This is a genomic window from Pedobacter sp. SYSU D00535 (assembly GCF_017355855.1).
Lineage (GTDB): Bacteria > Bacteroidota > Bacteroidia > Sphingobacteriales > Sphingobacteriaceae > Desertivirga.
In genome coordinates, this window is the sequence record NZ_JAFEWD010000001.1 from 151,172 (window position 1) to 171,910 (window position 20,739).

18 protein-coding genes are annotated in these 20,739 nt (G+C 42.9%); 14 read left to right on the plus strand and 4 right to left on the minus strand.

Going from position 1 to position 20,739, the window contains the following annotated elements; all coding sequences use genetic code 11:
* Position 1 precedes the first annotated feature (1 nt).
* From J4N23_RS00525 to J4N23_RS00555, 7 genes are read left to right on the plus strand one after another with little or no spacing between them, the layout of a single operon-like run.
* Positions 2 to 1,684, plus strand: a complete 1,683-nt coding sequence (locus J4N23_RS00525) for a DUF262 domain-containing protein (RefSeq protein WP_207425051.1) — start codon at positions 2 to 4, stop codon at positions 1,682 to 1,684.
* Between the two features lie 11 nt (positions 1,685 to 1,695).
* Positions 1,696 to 2,019, plus strand: a complete 324-nt coding sequence (locus J4N23_RS00530; protein WP_207425052.1) for a hypothetical protein — start codon at positions 1,696 to 1,698, stop codon at positions 2,017 to 2,019.
* Between the two features lies 1 nt (position 2,020).
* On the plus strand, positions 2,021 to 5,131 hold the full coding sequence (locus tag J4N23_RS00535; protein ID WP_207425053.1) for a helicase-related protein: 3,111 nt from the start codon (positions 2,021 to 2,023) through the stop codon (positions 5,129 to 5,131).
* Positions 5,124 to 6,965, plus strand: coding sequence for a BREX-3 system phosphatase PglZ (pglZ, locus tag J4N23_RS00540; protein WP_207425054.1), 1,842 nt, complete (start codon positions 5,124 to 5,126; stop codon positions 6,963 to 6,965). Before J4N23_RS00535 ends, pglZ begins: the two co-directional genes overlap by 8 nt.
* Entirely contained in the window at positions 6,958 to 7,674 is a 717-nt protein-coding gene (locus J4N23_RS00545; RefSeq protein WP_207425055.1) for a hypothetical protein, read from the plus strand. The genes pglZ and J4N23_RS00545 overlap by 8 nt, the downstream gene beginning before the upstream one ends.
* Positions 7,675 to 7,726: 52 nt before the next feature.
* A complete protein-coding gene (locus J4N23_RS00550) occupies positions 7,727 to 8,494 on the plus strand; it encodes a hypothetical protein (RefSeq protein ID WP_207425056.1) in 768 nt (255 codons plus the stop codon).
* Positions 8,495 to 8,519: 25 nt separating this feature from the next.
* Entirely contained in the window at positions 8,520 to 9,407 is an 888-nt protein-coding gene (locus tag J4N23_RS00555; protein ID WP_207425057.1) for a hypothetical protein, read from the plus strand.
* A gap of 540 nt (positions 9,408 to 9,947) precedes the next feature.
* Here the strand turns inward: J4N23_RS00555 and J4N23_RS00560 are convergent.
* Positions 9,948 to 10,367 (minus strand): helix-turn-helix domain-containing protein, encoded by a 420-nt coding sequence (locus tag J4N23_RS00560; protein ID WP_207425058.1) that lies wholly within the window; start codon positions 10,365 to 10,367, stop codon positions 9,948 to 9,950.
* Positions 10,368 to 10,619: 252 nt separating this feature from the next.
* Here J4N23_RS00560 and J4N23_RS00565 point away from each other — a divergent pair, with 252 nt between their 5' ends.
* The 7 genes from J4N23_RS00565 (at position 10,620) to J4N23_RS00595 (ending at position 16,683) form a co-directional block, all read left to right on the plus strand.
* Complete coding sequence (locus J4N23_RS00565; RefSeq protein WP_207425059.1) at positions 10,620 to 10,823, plus strand: hypothetical protein; 204 nt, start codon at positions 10,620 to 10,622, stop codon at positions 10,821 to 10,823.
* Positions 10,824 to 11,044: 221 nt separating this feature from the next.
* A complete protein-coding gene (locus tag J4N23_RS00570) occupies positions 11,045 to 12,466 on the plus strand; it encodes a GntR family transcriptional regulator (RefSeq protein ID WP_207425060.1) in 1,422 nt (473 codons plus the stop codon).
* A gap of 17 nt (positions 12,467 to 12,483) precedes the next feature.
* Entirely contained in the window at positions 12,484 to 12,786 is a 303-nt protein-coding gene (locus tag J4N23_RS00575; RefSeq protein WP_207425061.1) for a hypothetical protein, read from the plus strand.
* Between the two features lie 1,695 nt (positions 12,787 to 14,481).
* A complete protein-coding gene (locus J4N23_RS00580) occupies positions 14,482 to 15,045 on the plus strand; it encodes a hypothetical protein (protein ID WP_207425062.1) in 564 nt (187 codons plus the stop codon).
* Between the two features lie 65 nt (positions 15,046 to 15,110).
* Positions 15,111 to 15,731 carry a DUF6266 family protein gene (locus J4N23_RS00585; protein WP_207425063.1) on the plus strand — a complete coding sequence of 207 codons (621 nt, stop codon included), beginning with the start codon at positions 15,111 to 15,113 and terminating at the stop codon, positions 15,729 to 15,731.
* A gap of 26 nt (positions 15,732 to 15,757) precedes the next feature.
* Entirely contained in the window at positions 15,758 to 16,126 is a 369-nt protein-coding gene (locus J4N23_RS00590; protein WP_207425064.1) for a hypothetical protein, read from the plus strand.
* A complete protein-coding gene (locus tag J4N23_RS00595) occupies positions 16,123 to 16,683 on the plus strand; it encodes a peptidoglycan-binding protein (protein ID WP_242689030.1) in 561 nt (186 codons plus the stop codon). The genes J4N23_RS00590 and J4N23_RS00595 overlap by 4 nt, the downstream gene beginning before the upstream one ends.
* A gap of 286 nt (positions 16,684 to 16,969) precedes the next feature.
* Here the strand turns inward: J4N23_RS00595 and J4N23_RS00600 are convergent, their stop codons facing one another.
* The 3 genes from J4N23_RS00600 to J4N23_RS00610 all read right to left on the minus strand — a co-directional run bounded on the left by J4N23_RS00600 (position 16,970) and on the right by J4N23_RS00610 (position 20,721).
* Positions 16,970 to 18,379, minus strand: coding sequence for a hypothetical protein (locus tag J4N23_RS00600; RefSeq protein ID WP_207425065.1), 1,410 nt, complete (start codon positions 18,377 to 18,379; stop codon positions 16,970 to 16,972).
* Between the two features lie 633 nt (positions 18,380 to 19,012).
* Positions 19,013 to 19,699 (minus strand): peptidoglycan-binding protein, encoded by a 687-nt coding sequence (locus J4N23_RS00605; RefSeq protein ID WP_207425066.1) that lies wholly within the window; start codon positions 19,697 to 19,699, stop codon positions 19,013 to 19,015.
* A 44-nt stretch (positions 19,700 to 19,743) separates the two neighbouring features.
* The gene (locus tag J4N23_RS00610) at positions 19,744 to 20,721 is read right to left on the minus strand and encodes a hypothetical protein (protein ID WP_207425067.1); all 978 of its coding nucleotides are present in this window, start codon (positions 20,719 to 20,721) and stop codon (positions 19,744 to 19,746) included.
* Between the last annotated feature and the right edge of the window lie 18 nt (positions 20,722 to 20,739).

Consider the following 20,739-nt stretch of genomic DNA (forward strand, 5'->3'; position numbering starts at 1 on the left):
AATGAAAGCAGATGCCTTAAGCCTTGCAGCAACATTAAATAGTTCCGAAGTAGACGTTTATACGATACCGCAGTATCAAAGACCGTATACCTGGAACACCGAGAATTATGAAGTACTTTGGGAAGACCTTAGCGATGCTTATGCCGAATATTTGAAAGCGCTGGAGGAAAATCGAACGCCCGACTATTACTTTCTCGGTCCGGTAGTTTTCGTCAAAAATAGTTTAAAAAGAAGTTTTGATATTATAGATGGGCAACAACGCTCCACCACATTTCACGTAATCCTTTGGTACCTCTATAAAAGGTTGACAGATGAAACGGAAAAAGCGAGAATACATCAAATTCTAACTTTTCTAGGGAAAGAAGCTAAGCTGAAGGTTTCGGCAAAGGACGCTCCAGTTTACCTTAAAATTATGCAGAGTGCCGACGCGCTTGAAGGTAACTCTCAAATGGTTGAGAGTGCAAATTACTTTCGCAGTAAAATAAATGAACTACTCAGTCCAGATTCATTTTCGGCATTCCTACGGGAATACACGCAATTTATTGTAATTGTGGCTGATGATTATGGCAAGGCCTGGGACTTATTTATAGGATTAAACGGTAAAGGTGAGCCCTTAAACCCGACAGACTTGGTGAAAGCTTACGTTTGTGGTAGGTCGGATATTGGCGAACAGGCAGGTCAAATATGGGAGGAGAAAATCTTACCCTTAAAAGCTGATTCAACAGCCTACCTATTATTCCTGGCTCGTTACAAGGCAAAGAAGTTTGTAACTGAGAACGCCCTATTCAAAGAAATTACAAAGCTATATCCTACAACTATAACTACACTTGACATATCCGAAAACAGCGAGATATTTCATTGGTTCTGGCATGTAGATATAGATGGCATCCCTAAACATTTCTCTGATGGACTGAATATTACTTCTGATGGACGCAAGGCTTTACGAGTGCTTCGTGATTTAGGTCGTAGAGACTTCAGCTCACTGCTTTTTCAATATGCAGCTGCCTTCGGAAAAAAATCAATATTCGATGAAGCATTTTTAAGAATGCTTGCATCATATCAAATCAGAATGGCGATTTCCCGAAAGCGGTCAAGGGAACGAAAATTTGTTGGCTGGTTTAGCAGCATAGATTTTAGCAGATCAGAAGATGGAGATCCAGTCGACGAAAATGAAGCACAGAAAATCAGGAAGTGTAGAGCAAATACTATTATCGCTAGAATACTAAGAGCGGATGCTCCTGATGACGCCACCTTTGAGACCTTAGTGAAAATTTCCGGTTACCATGGTAATTATCCGGCTCGTATTATTTTAAGACACCATGAGGAAGGCGAAAGAGGCAATAGAACTATTTTAGACTATCAACTGGAGCATTTGATGCCCCAAACTGGGACTGATTATTGGTATGCAGAAGCTGCAGTAATAGATGAAAACGGTGAGATTGACACAAATGCTTACAATAATATCGTAAATAACATTGGTAATCTCTTTGTAATTGACCCCACTACTAATAATGAAGTGAAAAACTTTGATTACGGTGTTAAGAAGAGTTTTTATCAAGAACATTTAAAAGACTGGTCAATTGCTCGAATCACTGCCGACCCCAGGAATAATTGGAGGAGAACAGATATAGAAGATAGGGCTGGAGAAATTGCATATTGGGCTAAAGAGTATTGGTCGTTATAATGTAGTTATCCATGGAGTATATTTTATTTCGAGCTGTCACTCAAACGGAATATGATGACATTATTGCCCAAGGCTACCGTTTTAGATGTACAGAACGAACATTGGAGGCGAAGCAATTCGCTATTTCTGAAGAATGTGGACATTATTATGGCCGGGAAATAGTAATGAAGATTGATCGTGTTCCCTACATACTTTTAAGAGTTGTCATTAATATCAATAGTGTCTGTAAAGAAATAATGCGGTTAGATGATTGCGATGCAGTAAGCATAGATATGCGGGTTTTAAATGAATTTAATGATGCAATATTGAGAATCGATCCAATCAACATGAATTAAAATGAGAATTATTGGAAGACTAGATTTAATAGCGACTGAAGAGGGTGGTAGGATTAACCCGATTTATAATGGATATAGACCGACTTTTCGCACTAGCCAAAATCAAAGCTCTGACTGCGTAATTACTATTCTTAATAGTAATTACATTAGACCAGGAGAATCAGAAAGGGTCGAAATAAAAATTTTGCATCCAAGCAGGACTAGTCTAGTTACTGAAGGATCTCATTTTACCATTACTGAGGGACTAAGAGAGGTAGCTCGTGGGGTAGTCATTTCTATACAAAAGAATCGTTTTAAGATTGGAGAACTAGTGTCATTCAACGGGGACGATGCTGAAGTGATTGAGCTATCTAAGGTATTCGGCGTTGAAAAAGCTCAAATCAAACTCTTGCGAAGTGGGAATATAATTGAAGTGAAGGTTGACCAGTTAGAAGAGCAGTTAGCAATTTTCTCTAATGTTAAAATTAGGTTCTTAGCCATTGCTGCAAAAATTAAAGCAGAAATTGCTAATCAAGCTATGATTGCTCCTCTCGAAAGCAACATTATTCCCCTACCACATCAAATACTTGCTTTAGAGAAGGTGATGAACGGTCAATCCCTGAGATTTTTGATTGCTGATGAGGTAGGTATGGGTAAAACCATCGAAACTGGCTTGATCTTAAAGGAACTTAAATTACGGGGCATTGCTAAACGTACTTTGATCGTAGTTCCAAAATCAGCAATGGGGCAATGGCAACAGGAAATGAAGAAACACTTTAATGAGCTGTTTCACATTTACGATACTGAATATATAAACACGCTAAGTAAAACCTTTGCGAGGCTTGAGTTAGATAATGAAATAAACCTCTTTACTCAGCATAACCAGATTATTGTCTCTATGGACGCTTTAAGACCAATCGAAACTCGGCAGGGCTGGAGCAAAGAAAAGGTTGAAGAATACAACCGTTATCGCATCCATAGTGTGCTGGAGGCAGAGTTTGATTTACTTGTAATAGATGAGTGCCATAAAGTAGGAGGCAGCAATATGCAGGTCGGTCGTTTTCAAATGGCAGATGTATTATGTAATGCGATCCCTAATGTGCTATTACTTTCTGCAACTCCTCATCGCGGTAAAAGTGATCACTTTAGACGTATTCTACAACTACTTAACGCAGATGCCTTTGCGGGGGAAGGAATGCCAACTATTCCGGAATTAGAACCATATGTAGTTCGTACCGAAAAGCGTCAGGCTGTTGATTATAATGGTAAACCGCTATTTAATAAGCGCCATACGAAGAAAATTGAAGTAGTTTACGACGAAATCTTACATCGCAAACAAAAAGCACTATATACTGCAGTAACTGAGTATGTAGTAAATGGCTTTAACCTTGCCCAACAAACAAAAAACACGTCCTATGGATTCGTGATGATTTTGTTCCAACGAATGATGAGCAGCTCAACTCAGGCCATCTTGGATGCGATGCAAAAGCGCGCGGACCGACTTTCTGGGGAAAGACAAGAGGTAAACAAAGAAAATATCGTCAACAACATGGATGAGTTTGGCTTCGAGGGGCAGATGGAATTGGACTTTGAGGATAAAATTTTCTCGTTGGTTGAAGAAACCCGCGCGAACTATGATACGGAGTTAAGCATCCTTCAAGGCTTGGTTCGAGATGCTAAAGACTGTCTGGACAAAGAGACCGACGCTAAAGTAGCTGTCCTATTGAACAAATTGATGGAACTGAAAAGAATAGAACAAAATCCAGATTTGAAGTTCTTAATCTTTACAGAATTCACCAGCACTCAATTCATGTTGCAAAAGATTTTAGAAGAAAATGGCGGATACATCTGCGAGGTGATCAATGGTTCAATGGACTTCGACCAAAGGGTAGACGCACTAAAACAATTCAAAGAAAGTGCTCAAGTACTCATCTGTACTGATGCAGCGGGCGAATCACTGAATATGCAGTTTGCTCATATCGTTATCAATTATGATATGCCTTGGAATCCAATGGTGCTAGAGCAACGCATCGGCCGTGTTGATCGTATTGGGCAGTCATTTGAAGTCCTTGCTTTAAATATGATGCTTGATAATTCGGTAGATAAGCGAGTCTATGAAGTCGTCGAAACAAAGTTGACACAAATTATGAATGAGCTTGGAATTGATAAAACATCAGATGTTCTTGATAGCACATTGGAACGAGACCGACTAAACCGATTATACCTAACTTCGTTGCTCAACCCAGCAATGTTTGAACAAGAAAGTAACAATTGGCTCGATGACATTAAAAGCAAACTAAAAGAATATAGAAGTACAGAGGGGGCGCTGCCAACATTAGCATCAGCAGAAATCAAAGCGGACAAAGTTGAAGCTATCAAACATAGCCCTCTTCCTAAATGGCTTGAAGGGTTGACGAAGAGCTATCTTCAAATAAAAGGTATTGGTTACAAGTATTTAAACGACGGGATAAATTTCAAATTTCCAGGCCATCAGGAAAGCATCTACACCTTCAATATTAAGGAAAGTGTAAACAACCCTATACCTGAGCCTATTTCTTTGCAGCATGAGATAATTCAAACCATTTTAAAGGACGCAATTCACTACACTTCATCCCAAAGAGTGCCGATAGCTAAAATCAAGCAAGGAAAGACAGTTGCAGGCATTTGGTCTCTCTGGCATTTGGAAGTAAAAAACCAGTTTGAAACGAACCAGATCATCCAGCCTATTTTTATTTCCTTGGAAGGCGAAAACTTTTCTGCTTTTGCGCAAAGTATTTGGGATAAGTTGGTCCAGGAAACGGATTTTATTGATTGCATTGGAGTGCGATCTACAGAGGAATCAAAAGTGATATTCAGTGAGATCTCTCAAAAAGCAGAGCAATTACTTCAATACAAGTACGAAGAATTTGAAAATAGCATTCTTCAAAACACAGAAAAAATAAGGAGCAACAAAGAGAAGTCCTTTGCATTTCAGGAAAAGCAGATGAATCGAATAGGCATTGAAAACATTAGACAATCACGACTAAGCAGGCTGTATAAAGAAAAAGAAGCATGGGAATCAACGTTTTCTTCTGCAACGCAAGTTGTTCCATCCTTGTCCTGTCTTCTTATGGTGAGCATTGAAGATGAGTAATTGGGTCGACAAGTTTAAAAAGCTGGTGATCTCCAGTCACAAGCAGCATACTATAATTGCAGATCAAGATAGTCTATTTGCATATGAAGAGTTGCTGCAGGCATTCATACTTGAAGGATATTCTATTGTTAACGCTAAAACGGAGTTGGAAGTTAGGGTTGAATTCGAATTACAGGTACGTGGCTCAGATAGTAAATTTTTAATTATTGCACCCTCTTCTTATACTCCTCTTCCAGATATCGAGATGGAGGTTAATTTCCAGTCTATCGGGTTGTCTCAGGTGTTTCCCAATCTGAATTCGAGAGCAATAAAAGGATTAAGTTTCAATGCATTGTGCTTGCTGTCAAACATCAAGCCATACGAAGAACTGAGCCATGGCAAAACATTGAAGTTCCTATTGGAAAATCTATACAATATAGATTTTGATACACTAACAAATTCCAAGGCCAAGGAGCGTGTTTTGAACGCCTTAATAACGGTGTTAATTGAAAAAGATGATATCAATAAGCCCCTCCTCGATTTTCTGGTTAGTATAGCCCGACCCTATTATCCCACGCTTATTTCAAAAGGGTTAAGCAAGCAGAATTTAATTGACTTCATACAGGAGCAGTGGCTAGCCTTTGTGACATACGAACAGTCGATACTTGATTTTAAAGAACCTCTTCTCATTAAAAGTTTGGGATATCTGTTTGCCTTCGATAATTTAAAGCAGATAAAAGTGCCAGTATCGAAGTATAACACTTTCCCACCTCCATTAAAAATTGGTTTACATATAGATGAAGAAGGTCATATCGACCAGGAACTCGAGGGGTTGATGGAACACTTAAAACAACACCTTGAAACTATCGAAGATATACCAGATCAGTGGTTCAAAATTGTTCCGGTACTTGCCAACGGTAAATTGAAGTGTTTACTGTCTGGAAACGAAGGATTGAAAGCAAATTACCAAGAAATAGAAAATAAGTTCAATATTCGTTTTCAACGTTTCATTGATAATACCTATGGAAGTCTGTTCTCTTTAAGTGGTGTTCGTAAACCGGTAGTAGTTACCAGAATACTTGAACACCTCAACGCTCGGGCCGAAACTAGAAAAACCCTTCTAGTCATCGATGGAATGAATTATTGGCAATGGCAACTCTTAAGTGGAGCATTGTCCAAAGCAGGCATCAAGCATTCCCCAGGTGCATCATTAGCTTTTATACCCTCCATTACAGCCTGGTCACGTCAGGCGATCTTTAGGGGAGATAAACCAGCTTTACAAGAAGACAACTCGAAGGAGGCAAAACTATTTGAAGAATATTGGACAAAACGTGGCGTTCCCGCCTATCAAATTGATTTCAAAAAGTTCGGCATATCGGAACCATTTTCCACCCACGATATTTCGAGAGACACCGCAATTTTAGGATTAGTCTGTAATGATCTAGACAACATAATGCACGGGTCGATCTTAGGCAATTACCAGTTAAAGACGTCTACGGAACAATGGATTGAAAAATCAAACATTGTACAGTTAATAGCAGAACTTCGTACAAACGGTTTTCAAATTCACATTACCGCTGATCACGGAAACATCGAAGCTTCTGGCATAAAGAATCTAACTTTGAAAGAAAAAGTAGGTGCGCTAAGCCGTGGAAAAAGACATATTTGCTTCACAAATGAAACGCTATTAACTAATTTTGTTGAACAAAACATCGGCATATTGATTGGCAAAAAAGGGTTATCTGTTTATTTAAAGCATAACGACGCCTTTACAACAGAAAACACACACGTGATTACCCACGGGGGCTCTCATTTATGGGAAGTAATTGTCCCTTTTATTAGTATCAATGAATAATACAGGAAAGTACATAGGCTTAAATCAGCGCATTCCGTTTGAGGTTTTGGACTCATGTATTGATTTTTATATAAAAAATGGGGTTATCGATAAAGCCTACATTTTTGAACGTATGCAGGAGTTCACTTCAGGCGCAAACCGGGCAGCAAAGGCTTCCAAATATGTAGCCCAGATATTGAAGCGCCAGTTACCGATCCTGAATAAGTTGCGGCGGATCTTAAAAGAAGTACCTTACATTTCGTTAAAGGTTAATGATAGAAAAGCATTTTGTCTCAGTCTAATTAGCTTAACCTATCCAATAACCTATAATCTGTTAACTGGATTGGCGCAGGGCTTCAAGGTACAAACCCAAATCAATAAGAGATTTATCAGTGAAAGGGTGATGTCAATCTATGGAAGCAACCGAACCGTAGATGTCGCTATCGATGCATTACTTCCCATGATAATTGAACTGAACACTATTAAACGAGATAAAATAAGTTTGTATTCCCTCGCAACAAAACTGGTTGTTAACGATCCCTTTATTTCCGAATTGGTAATTTACACAGATATTAAACTTTCAGGTTCTAAATCCATACTACTAGACGATTTAAGTTATAAGCCCTGGTTCTTGTATTTTAGTTTGCAAAATTTTGATTCAAGACGTTTGGATACGTTGGTAACTGTGCGGGAGAGCGCAGTGGGCAAAGGCTATCTTTCGATAGCTTAAAGAATTGTAAACTACTCTAATAGTAACACCAATGTAAAACAAGTTTTTTCAGATGCTATTCTCATATCTATTTTTTATTGTAACAGCCTTATTCTTAATAGCTATTTGCTTTCGAAAATTCCGACATATATTTTATAAGCCATATCCGAGGGCAATAAAGCAATTAAATGAAATAGAGTTTTACGATCAGTTCGAGCAGGTGATGCCGGTAAACCAATCCGCAAGAACGGAAAGATGGAAGGAGCTGATTGAAAAAGCGTGGAAAGTGCGTGACTTTGAGATAGAGTTGTATTGGAAACGCGCTAATTATTTTTGGCTGTTCCAGGTGCCTGCATTCGGAGGATATTTTTTGATAAACAAAAATTCTATTTCTGGGGAGCTGTCTGCGAAGCCCGATGAACTGTTCGTAATAACTTGCTTAGGAATCACGTTCTCGACAGCCTGGTTTCTAATAAATAAAGGAAGCAAGGCTTGGCAAAGGCATTGGGAAGAATATATAGATCTTTTAGAGCGAAAATACTATGGACCTTTCTATCAAACTGTAAGTACAGATCGGACATACTCGGTTTCTAAAATCAACGAGATAATAAGTAGCGCATTTATAGGCGTTTGGATCTTATTTGCGTTTCAGTTCCTGTCCTCAGAAGGCTACTTTGAAACTTACAGTAATGATATTTCTACTTTGAATCCGATGATTGCTTTTTCTGCCTTTTTCACTATACTAGCAATAGTAAGTATGAAATTTGGATTTGGGCGAGGCTATTTTGGGGAAAGAAGAATAAGGATGTACAGTAGGAATCACCGTTTTGTAAATCCCTAGTTACATAAAGAGGAAATTCACCAATATGTTCCTACTAAAAGATATTTGCCTTCAAGAATCAAATCCTACCTTGTTGATAGGAAATGGCGTTAATAAATTCAACGCTCGGTCCGATGTCCTATCGTGGGATGGATTGCTGGAACGATTATGGCAAAAAGTTTCAAATCAACCTCCGATAAGGCCGGCTGGTATTTCCCTAACGGAATATTATGATATTTTGGAGCTTGAAAATGACGAAAAGATCAACTTCCAAAAGGAAGTTGCCTCAATTCTTTCAACTTGGTCCCCATCCTCACAACACTTTCGTATCGTAGAGTATGCTCGTCTTCATAACTTGCCAATTCTTACGACTAATTTTGACGATTGCCTTGAAAAGGCCACAGTTGGTGGGAAATTTCAAAAACTGGATGGCCCTGTGTTCACAGATTTTTATCCTTGGCAGACGTATTTCAGCGATAAAGTTCTTGATTCGCCCTTAAATGGATTTAGTATATGGCACATCAATGGAATGATCCTTTATTCCAGAAGTATCCGGTTAGGTCTTGGGCATTATATGGGCAGTGTTGAAAAGGCAAGACTGTTGATCCACGCCGGCAATGAGGAATCATTGTTCTCAGGGAAAAATCAGGAAAATTGGAAAGGCCGTAATAGCTGGTTACATATAATCTTCAATTGTACCCTGATAATTTTTGGATTGCAGTTAGAGGAAAACGAAACCTTTTTACGCTGGTTACTGCTGCAACGCATGCAGTATTTTCGCCAATTTCCTGAAAGAAAGTATGAAGGTTACTATATTAATGTTCTAGAAAATGGTGAGATGAACTCTGGTAAACGTCTTTTCCTCGAAAGAGTTGGGTTTAAGATAATCGATCTGCAAGGTTATAAAGATCTTTACGAAGGAATTTGGCGTTAGATCTCGTCAATTCTCTTCAGGAGCTTTAGTAAGGAGAAGTGTTTATTGTGTATGTTCCCACGGATCAGGTCACTTTACAAGTTCGGCAATTCGACCACAACCAATGGGGAAATAGGATACTCCCAAAAGTTATCTAGATGACCTAAGCGGTTACTTCAGAAGTAAGCTACAAGGACTAATCTAATTTTTCAGTGCCGAGCGTAATCTTTATATCATTGTAACCAACATCTTTTGAATCTCCAGATGGCCGATTACTTTCTTTATCTCATTTACTTCATCTATTTTTTTACCGGTAGTAGGGATAGTGTTGTTTAATCTGGATATTCCGCTCCATAGTACACCAGTAGTTCCGCGGTAAAGTACATCGGTAAATTAAGACAATTAATTGTTATTGTGGTTTGGCAAAGGTTGAAGATGGGCTAGGAGCTCTGACATTCGTATAAATTAAGCCTATAGCGCCGAGGAAGACAGAGGGAGCTTGACTCCAGTCAATTATTGATGGGTTTTGGGGCACTAGACAAGAGTATCATCCAGATGGAATTACGAGCTCTTCAGGTTGACAAATTGCTGTAACATCTGGACCTTTTCCTGTTCGCTCTGTAACAACCTCTCATAGAGTTTTTTATTCTCTTCAATCGCTTCCATTAACTTCTCTAAAGGATTAAAGTTAAAGGTTCCATATGGGCTACAGGCTCCGGCACCACTATTATCGTTGAAATTATTGAAGTAGTTAAAAACAGCTTCCTCGCTGAAATTTCTAATACCCTCAGCACTCACCCCCAGCACCTTCGCCACCTTCTCCAGCACCTCTTCCTCGATCGTCTCGCTCGCTTCCATTCTCGAAACCGTCTGCTGACTTACACCCAGTTCCAGGGCAAGGACTTCCTGTTTCATGCCTCTGAGCTCACGAATGCGACTGATTTTTCTTCCGATATGTGCAGGTTTTTGATTGCTTTCCATCTTTCAAATATAGAAGAAATTTGAACTGGTAAGAAACCCGGAAAAATGAGTAAAGTATCGGCAGGATGAGTTCGGTACCGCTCGTTTAATTCCTTTGTTTGCAGGACTAGGAATAGGGCAGGGCTCATCTTTAAACTGAATCTGCTGGCTAGGAGCGCAAATACTTTCATAGGAAAGGGTAGATGTAGGGTCCGTCCCGGCTTCCCACAGGCCGGGACTTTTTTGGGAGTTGAGATCTCTCTTAAGGTCGAGATGACAAAAGACGGAACTACCATGAATGGCAACACCGCTGCTTTTGTCATTCCGACGAAGAAGGAACCTATGAACCTCACACTGAGAGATCTCTCCTCACGTCGAGATGACAAGAAAGGAGGGAACTACTACGATTTGCACTTTTGCTGCCTTTATAATTCCGACGAAGGAAGAATCAGAGAGACGCACCATAGCCATTTTTAGCACCGTTCCGACTGTTTTGGGACAGGCCCGCCCAGCGGAGGACAGCGTTGAACAGCTGCTTACCCAGCTCGTATGGCAGTAGGTTCAAAATAATTTTTTGCGGTAGGTTAAGTAAAATCTGTTTTACAATCCCCTCATTTCAATATCTTTACATCACGCTCTCCACTCGGGATACCCGAATGTTACAGTACGATGCTTTAAAAACTAACCCGAACACAATTATGAAACCAAGGCCCTGCAATTACCTTAAATTCTCGCTCGACCGCAGTCGTCCCCTTGCTGTACAGATTGAAGAAAACATTGTCCGTTTAATGGCCGACGGTGTGCTGCTTGTTACCGACCGGCTTCCAACTATTAAAGCGCTGGCCGAACTGCTGGCTGTCCACCACCGGACCGTGGAGAAAGCGTATCGCCAGCTGAAACAAAAGAACTTGCTGGAGTGTCGCGGCAATAAAGGCTGCTTCATCAAAATGCCTGGCTCCGCTAAGCAGATCATTTCCCCTTGCAAGCCTGGAAAAGTACCCTGTTCGCTGACCGTGAAGAAGATCAGGGATTTTTCTAAACACTCGCTTTCATGGCTAGAGATGGGTATGCATTATCCTCATCCTGGCATTCTGCCTAACGACCGCTTCCTGAATGTCTACCGCAGTGTGTATGCTTCCCATTATTCCAATAAACACCGGCCTTGCATGCTCAGCGGACTGGATGAGGCGCTCTTGAAACTCTTGCACGACCGGAAGATCTTCGTCGGCATGAACCAGTTTTGCCTGGTCCCTCAGCGGGCCCTGGCCCTACAGCTGGTTTGCTCCGCCCTGGCTTTGAAGGATCATCCGGTATTGCTGGCTTCTCCGGCCGACGAGCAGGTCAGGAACCTGCTGCTCTCTATGGGTGCGAAGCTCTGCTTCAGTTCCCGGGATTCATCGCAGCTGGACCTGGAGCAGCTGGAGAAGATCTGCCGGAAACAGCGCCTTAGTCTTGTCGTCACCCGTCCCGCCGCCGGTTTTCCCGTTCCACTCGCACTATCTCTCGAAGAACGAAGGGAGCTCCTGCAACTCTCGGCCAAATACGGCTTTGTGATCCTGGAGATCGACGAAGAGCATGAGCTTTGGCGAGAGCAGCCCCTGAAGCCCCTGATTACGCAGTCGGCCGGCCAACACATCATTACCATCAGTACCCTGACCAAGCTGTATGCACCCTTAAGCAACTACCAGCTGGTGATCGGCTCCCCCGAGTTTATCCATAACCTCTGGATGATCCATAAGCCTTTTTACCAGCACCGCGACCTGGTGATGGAGAAGACGATTGCGCGACTGATCAACGAAGAGATGCTGCAGACCGATGAGAAAAAACTGGCCTCATTTTTTCGCGAGCGGGAGTCGGATTTATGGCGTTTGAAAGCCAGGTATTTGGGAGACCACCTGGATCTGATTTTGCCGGAAGTGGGACTAAGCGCCTGGCTGTCGTCCAGGAAATCAGTAGTAGTGCCGGATTTTGGTCCCTTGCAGAAGACCGGAATCAGCGACGACCCCTCCGGAGCAGCTGCGCTATATCGCTACGACGGCGTTCGCCTTGGTTTCGGCATGCAGCAGGGGGAGCAGCTGGAAACTTTGTTCCGCAATATTTCTGTGATGTATCAGCTATAAGACCTATCCTTTTCATCATGAAAAACGACCAGTCTCTACAAAACCTCCAAATGCTGGAACAAATGCTGAAGCTGCTCACGGAGATTAATGCCAATTTGCTGAAAATTCAAAAAGCCACCAGCCGCAAATCCCTCGACGACCTGATTGAGTATGATGATCTGAAGAAGAAGCTGAAGGTTTCCGAAAGAAGCTTCCAGCGGGAGAAGACACTCCGGGTAGTGCAGCCGCGCAAGTTTGCAGGAAGAGAGTTTTACTTTATTTCTGAAATTATCGATTTGATTTCCGGCAGGATTTCTACCAGAAATGGGAAAGCTACTTAGTGAATTCTCACCGTTCCATCACTGATCCCACACTATTCCTATACTGTACCTATACTGTACACTAACTGTAGCTTAACCGAAGCTAGAAGTTTTTTTCCTCTCTGTTTTGTCTTAAAGATTTTTGTAAGTACCGTTGCTTTTGTCCATTGTGAGAGTTTCTTTCTTTATCTTTTTGTCTTGATACAAAAAGAAACAAAAAAATCAAGCCTTCCCGAATGTTCCTTTGCCGCACATGCCAGCCGCACAAATTTCCACATCAGCTCGGGGCTGCGTCTGCTTGTCCCCTGAGACGCACGGGCGCTCGCTTCAGACAACCAGCCAAGGCCCCATCCCAAAACACAAGCCAGCTGATGCGAAAATTTTTCCCGGAACTTACGGGACGGCGGTCCATTAAACGAGGCAATTGCAAGTTTTCAACCAAGTTAACCGATACTACCCTTGATAAAATGTACTAGGGTGAAAGGGACAATGGTACTAGTAGTAGCGTTGATCCGGAGGGTCGGACTTCCCTCAGTGCCGGCAAAAGTTCTGGCAGCAGCAGGGTTTGTGTGATAGGAAAGGGCATTGGCTGGTTGCGAAGCGAGGGATATGAGCTAGAGGGCGAAGCACCCCAGCCCTGAGCGCTGCTGGCAGAACTGTGCGGTTGACTTGCGCAAAAAGGCACCTTGGGAAGTCCTTGAACTTTTGGTTACTTTTCTTTCAAGAGAAAAGTGACAAGAGATATTCCTTAGTATTCCTATCAGGAGATCGCTTCGCTAAGTTCTGTTCCTTTTATCTTTTTGTCTTGATACAAAAAGAAACAAAAAAATCAAGCCTTCCCGAATGTTCCTTTGCCGCACATGCCAGCCGCACAAATTTGCGCATCAGCTCGGGGCTGCGTCTGCTTGTCCCTGAGACGCACGGGCGCTCGCTTCAGACAACCAGCCAAGGCCCCATCCCAAAACACAAGCCAGCTGATGCGAAAATTTTTTCCGGAACTTACGGGCCGGCGGGTCCATTGATCAACGGAACTGCAAAATTTCAACCAAGCTAACCATACTACCCTTGATCGCGGGCACTACAATTAACCGTTTAACAGCTTTTTACCTTATTACTTGTATTAGTTGCTCTAATCGCACAACAGTTGATCCGGAGGGCCCGGACTTCCCTCAGTGCCGGCAAAAGTTCCTGGATCAGCAGGGATTGAGCAAAGGAAGAGGGCATTGGCTGGTTGGCTGAAGCCTAGGCCCTATGCGTTTAGGGCCAAGCAGGCGCAGCCCTCGAGCGCTGATCCAGGAACTGTGCAGCTGCCTTGAGCGAAAAGGCACCTTGGGAAGTCCTTGAGTTTTTCAGCATATTATTTGATTTTTAATGGCCTGAAAGAGAACGCTTCGCTAAGTTTTGCCCAACTTTTTGTCAAGAAAACCGACCGGAGGGAGCTCATGAGTGCCTATAGAGAACTGACAATTCGAATAAAGTTGGAGGAAAAAAACTCGACCACATCTAAGGAGCTTGCTAGCACTGTCACATCTAGAACTGTAAGCAACCAAATTTTACCTCATTTCTTCGCCAACTCCCGCCACTTCTCGCCAATCCCCGCCAATTCAACCCCATCTATTGCATTCTGTAAACCAGCACTTTATGTTTGTTTCAAGGCAGCGGTACCGGTACAAAATGTTGCTGAAATAGAATGTTTAATCTTTAATTTTTATTCACATGGCAAAGTCCAAAAACAACATTTTAACCCATGGCCTGAGTGGCCTGGTAGGAGACCTGGTAGTGTTCCGTCAACGGAATGGTGCAACCATCGTAGCGAACAAACCTAAACAGAGCACGGTGCCGCTAAGCCCCGAACAGATCCTGGCCCGTAAGCGCTTCCGCAGTGCCTCCGCTTATGCAAAAGCAGTAGTAGACGACGCTGCAAAAAGCGCCATTTACCAAACCTCGCTAAAGAGAGGCAGCAGCATTTACGTAATGGCGGTGACCGACTATCTGACTCCTCCCGAGATCGACGACATCAATCTCTTGGGTTATTCCGGCAATATCGGACAGCAGATCATCCTGAACGCATTGGATGACTTTACCGTTACTTCCGTTCGCGTAGAGATCAAAAATGCCGACGGAACCGTGCTGGAAGAAGGTGCCGCGGCACAGGTAGGAGGTAGTCTGCAATGGATCTATACCGCCACCAAAAAGAACAATACCCTGCCTGGATCGACCATTAAGATCACGGCAACGGATGTTCCCGGAAACCAAACCGAGCGGGTAGTAACCCTCTAATTTCATCGTGCTTGACTGCGGCCCGTCCGCAGTTAAGCTTTTTGTTCATCCTTAAACTCTTTATCATGGCAAAGCTTCATCCAAAACATTTACTATACGGTTGCTCCGGAAAATTGGGCAACTACGTACTGGTAACCACTGAAAGGGGCACGTTCGCCCGCCGCCGCCCGCGCCGGACGCAGCGGGTGTCAGAAATGCAAGAACGCACCCGCAGGTCTTTCAGCTTCGCGACGGCCTTCCTGGCCCAGGCACTGGAGGTATTCCGCCTTTCCTTTGCTTCCGACCCGAGAAGCCGCTATTCGCGGGCAATGAAATTAGTCATGAAGGCAGTGTGCGAGACGGCCACCGCCCTCAGTATTGATTACACCCGGCTGCAACTCAGCGAAGGAACGTTGAAGAGCCCTGCGCTTTATTCTGTGGCCGCTAACAGCGACGAAGTGCTTTTCAAGTGGTTCTGGCATAAGCGCGACTTCGCCGGCAAGGACTGCGAAGCAGTAGCCGTGCTCTATTTTCCCCTGACAAATCAGTGGTTGTACCAGATAGCACCCAAACCACTTCGAAGCCTTGCAGTCCGGATCCCTAAACACCTTCGCGAACAAGTTGCCGAAGCCTTCTTGTTCTTCCGTAGCAAAGATCAACAGGATACTTCAGCGACCGCCTATCTCGGCTCTGTCGATATCCATTAACAATTCACCTTCTAATCCTTAAGATTATGACTGCTATTAATTTAAACCAGTATTTGCCGCCTATTTCGCTGCACCGCCAGTGGATAGGTCTGGTGTTCACTATCCTGCTCTTTCTGCTTTTTCCAAAGCTGATCCGGTATATAGACATCAGTGCCGCACCGATCGACGCCGGCATTATCAGTGCCCTCATCCTGAGTATAGTCGCCATCCTTTCTTTCAAGGCAGTGACCTGGTGGCTCATCAAATCCGTCTGGCCGCTGCTGGCGACGTACTCCCGAAACCAATTCGAAAACGACTTTCAATCCCTAAGCTCATGGCAAAAAATCCTCATTTTCCTGGCCTTTTACCTCTCGCTGCTGTTTTCCTTTGTCTTTACCTTGGCCGCGATTGTATGACCCGCAACGATCAGGAGACTAACGTGTTAAACACCACCGATTCAACACCTGCTGAACCTGCTGCTATTCCTTCACGGACTGGCAGCAGTCCTTCAGGGGACAAACAGCGTCTATTGATCAGACAGATCTATACCGCCGAGATCGGAACCCGCGAAGAGACCGGTCGCAACGATGGTAAAAGGGTAGAGGCTTACCTGGCGTATACCGGCTTGCCCAAAGGCAATCCCTGGTGCGCCGCCTTTATCAGCTGGACCTACGGAAAGGCAGGCCTTCCCGAACCACGCACCGCCTGGTCGCCCGCTCTTTTTCCCGCCGACAAGGTGATCTGGAGAAACGGAAAGCAAGTTCGGTCCCTTCCGCAATCCGGCGACATCTTCGGCATCTGGTTCCCCAACAAAAAGCGCATCGCCCACGCCGGCTTCGTCGACCACTGGACGGACAAATGGCTCATTACCGTAGAAGGCAATACCAACCCCGAAGGCAGCAGGGAAGGAGACGGGGTATACAAGAGACGAAGGTGGGTGAAAGGGATTTATGCGGTGGCGAGTTGGTTATAAGTCACGGTGCTCAAAGGCAGCTATTCCTGGGCTGGGTCCCCTGCGGGAGACCCTGCCGGGACGGCTACTATCCCTGATTTTGTAATACAAGTGCTTGCACTATCGCTGCTTTTGTCATTCCAAGGAAGGCGGAATCTATTTCTTGAAGTAGATAGACTTTTTCATAGGCTGAGATGACAGCCGCCGGCGCACGAAGACGTGTTAGGGCGACAATAAATATCCACAACCCCTACTTAGCACGCCCCAAGGAGGTCACGTCTCCATATAGCTCCTAACCCCCTATCAATCACTGTAATGATCTTTTTATTAGTTCACTCACGACGTTTACTCCCAACTTTGTCGCTACGTCGAATGTCCACGCTCCTACTTTTCCTAAACTATTAGTTAATGAATTGGAGTCGGCTTTGACAGCTGCATTCTTTGCATCTTCAATATTTACTAAAGCTACTTTCTTTTCAAAAGACTCCGGTTCTGATTCGATATGTTGCGAAAGGGTTTCTAACTCCTGGTATATCGTTCTGAAATCCTGCCCATTTCCTGTAGAGGTATTTATGGAAGCATTTACTGGGCCGGTAATGTTACTATTTTTGATACTTATTTTATGTCCCATTTCGATTCTCTCTATGTAAGTGGCATAATTGGTAATATGGTTTATTACTTTTGTTTCAACTTGAGGCCGAAAGTTCAATTCTTTTATTCGCGTTCGAAGGTTCTGTATTTCCCCCGGATTAAATTGCTCATAGGCTTGTTTAATAAATTTCTCTAATCTCTGCGACTTGTTAAAACTGTTGATTTTTTTTAGGTCGCTGCCTAAATCTTTAATCTTTTGGTTTAAGAAATGCTGGACTAAATCCGATTCTTTTGTTTGTACACCAAGGGAAATTAAGTTTATCAGAATAGATTGAATTACATTGTTGATGCACTCCTTTTCCGAGTGTATTCGCAATATTCCTGTCCTAAGTAAATTAACACTTAAGTTTCGTTTTTCATTCGTCTGTAATACCCAGAATTTATAGGGATTGTTACTATAGTTTTCCCACCATCCAACAAGGGTGGAATTACTCAGGTTCTCTAGCGGAAGAATTACACGGTTTTTGGTTTTTGGTATGAAAGCTTCATTTTTGTGAAAGGTAGTAAATACCTGGGGCGTGCATTTTAGTAGCAAACTCTCAGCCTCAACCACGTCAAAAAAGTTCTTACTTGTAGTGGAAATCAGATGAAGTTCTTTAAGCCCCCTAAAGGAATTTTTGAAAGTATAAGCAGAGTAGCCGAAATTTTTATTTCTAATTAATATTTTTGTCTCTAAAAGACTGTTAGTTAGCTTCTTCAGTTCTATGTGGCTTAATGTTGGCGGGTCTCCTTCAGATTTAAATGTGAATTCAAATTTTGATAAAACTCCTCCGTCTGAGTAGTAGTGGTTGTGAACGTTTTTAAAAATAAGTCCTTCAACATCGTTTATGCTGATAATTTTCGGAACTTTTACCCCCTTGTTAATTCTACAGACGAAATTTTCAGCAATACATGTCCTTCCAAAGTAGGTTATAGGGCTATGTAGTGAACCGGGTATTATTCTCCCATTACCCCTAACAAATTCCTTGAATGGAACTGGGGATGGCCACTTCGGCAACTTCAATAAAGATTCCGAATTAGAAAACTTTCTAATATCAGTAACTGTGTATTGCAAAGTTATTATCATAATAAAAAGCCCAAAGGGCAAACACTTTGAGCTCGTAACTTCTTGACTATTAAAGGGATGTTTGTTATTTTAATTACTAGCTGGACTTTCATTATTTCCCGAAGGAGTCTCGTCCATAGAATTTGATAATTCTATCTTATTTATTTAAAAACTAAACAAAGGTACCCTATGACTTTAATGTCCCGTTCGACAAAATATGATTTTCACTTTTTTTTCCATAGCTAAAATTTAAATTGTAAATGGATCATTGCTTTTTCTAGTCAATCTGTAAATCAATGACGGTCCGCTGCCTCATTTACTAGTAAGTTACAAATAATTATCACATTCACAAATAATTGCAATACACAAATTCTAAATAAAGTAGTACTATATCTAGGACTATCTATTCATGATCGCACGATAAAAAGCATATAAACAAGCAAATTGAGTAAGTTGGAGTTGTTTATGCGGCTAAAGGCTCTATCGGATTAAAAATTAGAGAGTGGGGAACAGGGCTGGAGATGCAATGCACAGACTTTTATGAAGAGAGTTACAAGCGTCACAAAAATTTGTTTAGTGTTTGGCAAAAGAGTCTTTCTCTCAACTTGTATCGTCATTTTTGGTATTAAACGCCCTCGTTCACCTACTTCACCCTCAGCCTATTGCCATTTTCATATTATCAGTCCAGCTCTTATCCGCTCCCGGAGGATACATTCCCTGTTTCAAGGCGCTGGAACTTGTTCCTGCCAGTTGTAGGTGTGGTACTTCAAAATCAAGACGCATCAAGCCTTCCTGTATTCCCAGCTGGTGGAGTCGATTCCACCATCCGCGTGTTGTTGCACCGGTATCCCAGCTCCAGTTGCCATTCAGAAACAGAACGAAATCAACAGCCAGTCCATACTGATGATAGGATGACCATGGACGAGCATAAGTGACTATATTTCCTGGCTTCGTTCTTCCTTGCGCATAGAGCTGTGCCTGGCGCTGGGGATACCGGTAGGCTTCGAAAATGCGAAAGGGGATATTCTCCGACTGCAGCTGCACAAACACTTTCACCACTGCTGTCCTGACTTTTGGATGCAGGTGCATGACGTTCGTGTGTCGCTCAGAAAGCACTGTAACCTGCCGTGCAGGCTCCGTCATCTCATAGATCTTCGTCCAGGTATCACCGCCAACAATGCCGTCAGGATCCAGCTTATTCTTTGTCTGGAAGTCTACCACTGCTGCATGTGTATCCGGACCGAAGCTGCCGTCTACCAACAGGTCGTACTGCAAGCTAACCAATTTTTTTTGCAGGTACTCAACGAGTTTATCCTGCACACGGTTTCTTAATACGATCATCTTCTTATGATTAATAGGTATTCAACATAAAGCGCCCGTCTTACTTAGCTTCCTGTAGTGGCACTTGGCGGAGGCGGCGGCGTATCAATAGTTGGGTTATAGACATCAGGGGGAATATTATTGGTGGTGGTTGAGGAGCTGCCAGCACCAGAGAGGGCACTTGTAGGCAGGATAACCTCTTTCAACCGGTCAAGAAACGCAATCACCCGGGAGCTGTAGAATCCACCGATAAAGGCAAAGGCAATCACCCCCTTTCCTGAGTTAATATCAGCCATGTTTGAGTCATTGAAGAAGTTATATCCGAGTACAATTGCCAATGTACAAATAGGAGCGTAGAGGATTTTTGCACATTGGTAGGGAATTTCAGAACTGTCGAATTGCGTGTGGGGATCACCGGGAACCGTTGTGCTGTTCTTACTTACCATGCCCAGGTTAAAAAGGAGGCTGGCGAGCACCCCGAAAATCGACCAAAATACGATCTCGTAATAAATTGCAGGCCCCGTCAACCAGAAGTAAGACTTTACAACGAAACGGGCTTCGTCCAGGTAGCTTGTCGCTTCCAGATCGCTGGCAGATGCGAGCAGCAACCTGATACTGTCCAGCTGTACTCTGTCAACTTTGTTATTAAACTCATTGTCGATAAACCGGAGCGCCTTTATATGTTTAGATGCCCTGGCATTCTCACTTTGTTCGACATCTTGCGCTGCTTGTACAAAAGCAAGTTGGTTCACCTGAACTTTCTCTGCCGGCTTTTGCCCAAGGGGTGCTAAAGTATCTTGCTCCAATTTAGCAACTTGTTGAGGCCCTTCGACGGTAAGGGTGTCGAAATAGATCCGGTTGATAAGCTGAATTTGGTGGTCGGACAACTTTGCGTATTCATAGTCAATCTTCAACTCACGCGTGAAGTGATGGGCGGCAATATAAATGGCGACGAGCGTTAGGAGAAAGATATTCAGTGTCCAAAACCATCTGATTTCACTGTAAAGCTTCAGGTTGAGAAAGCTATAGATTGATGTTTTCATGAGGCTGAGTTTGTATTT

Coding starts and splice junctions, on each gene's coding strand:
- J4N23_RS00525 (WP_207425051.1), top strand. CDS start 2: ATGAAAGCAGATGCCTTAAGCCTTGCAGCAACATTAAATAGTTCCGAA.
- J4N23_RS00530 (WP_207425052.1), top strand. CDS start 1,696: ATGGAGTATATTTTATTTCGAGCTGTCACTCAAACGGAATATGATGAC.
- J4N23_RS00535 (WP_207425053.1), top strand. CDS start 2,021: ATGAGAATTATTGGAAGACTAGATTTAATAGCGACTGAAGAGGGTGGT.
- pglZ (WP_207425054.1), top strand. CDS start 5,124: ATGAGTAATTGGGTCGACAAGTTTAAAAAGCTGGTGATCTCCAGTCAC.
- J4N23_RS00545 (WP_207425055.1), top strand. CDS start 6,958: ATGAATAATACAGGAAAGTACATAGGCTTAAATCAGCGCATTCCGTTT.
- J4N23_RS00550 (WP_207425056.1), top strand. CDS start 7,727: ATGCTATTCTCATATCTATTTTTTATTGTAACAGCCTTATTCTTAATA.
- J4N23_RS00555 (WP_207425057.1), top strand. CDS start 8,520: ATGTTCCTACTAAAAGATATTTGCCTTCAAGAATCAAATCCTACCTTG.
- J4N23_RS00560 (WP_207425058.1), bottom strand. CDS start 10,367: ATGGAAAGCAATCAAAAACCTGCACATATCGGAAGAAAAATCAGTCGC.
- J4N23_RS00565 (WP_207425059.1), top strand. CDS start 10,620: ATGACAAAAGACGGAACTACCATGAATGGCAACACCGCTGCTTTTGTC.
- J4N23_RS00570 (WP_207425060.1), top strand. CDS start 11,045: ATGAAACCAAGGCCCTGCAATTACCTTAAATTCTCGCTCGACCGCAGT.
- J4N23_RS00575 (WP_207425061.1), top strand. CDS start 12,484: ATGAAAAACGACCAGTCTCTACAAAACCTCCAAATGCTGGAACAAATG.
- J4N23_RS00580 (WP_207425062.1), top strand. CDS start 14,482: ATGGCAAAGTCCAAAAACAACATTTTAACCCATGGCCTGAGTGGCCTG.
- J4N23_RS00585 (WP_207425063.1), top strand. CDS start 15,111: ATGGCAAAGCTTCATCCAAAACATTTACTATACGGTTGCTCCGGAAAA.
- J4N23_RS00590 (WP_207425064.1), top strand. CDS start 15,758: ATGACTGCTATTAATTTAAACCAGTATTTGCCGCCTATTTCGCTGCAC.
- J4N23_RS00595 (WP_242689030.1), top strand. CDS start 16,123: ATGACCCGCAACGATCAGGAGACTAACGTGTTAAACACCACCGATTCA.
- J4N23_RS00600 (WP_207425065.1), bottom strand. CDS start 18,379: ATGATAATAACTTTGCAATACACAGTTACTGATATTAGAAAGTTTTCT.
- J4N23_RS00605 (WP_207425066.1), bottom strand. CDS start 19,699: ATGATCGTATTAAGAAACCGTGTGCAGGATAAACTCGTTGAGTACCTG.
- J4N23_RS00610 (WP_207425067.1), bottom strand. CDS start 20,721: ATGAAAACATCAATCTATAGCTTTCTCAACCTGAAGCTTTACAGTGAA.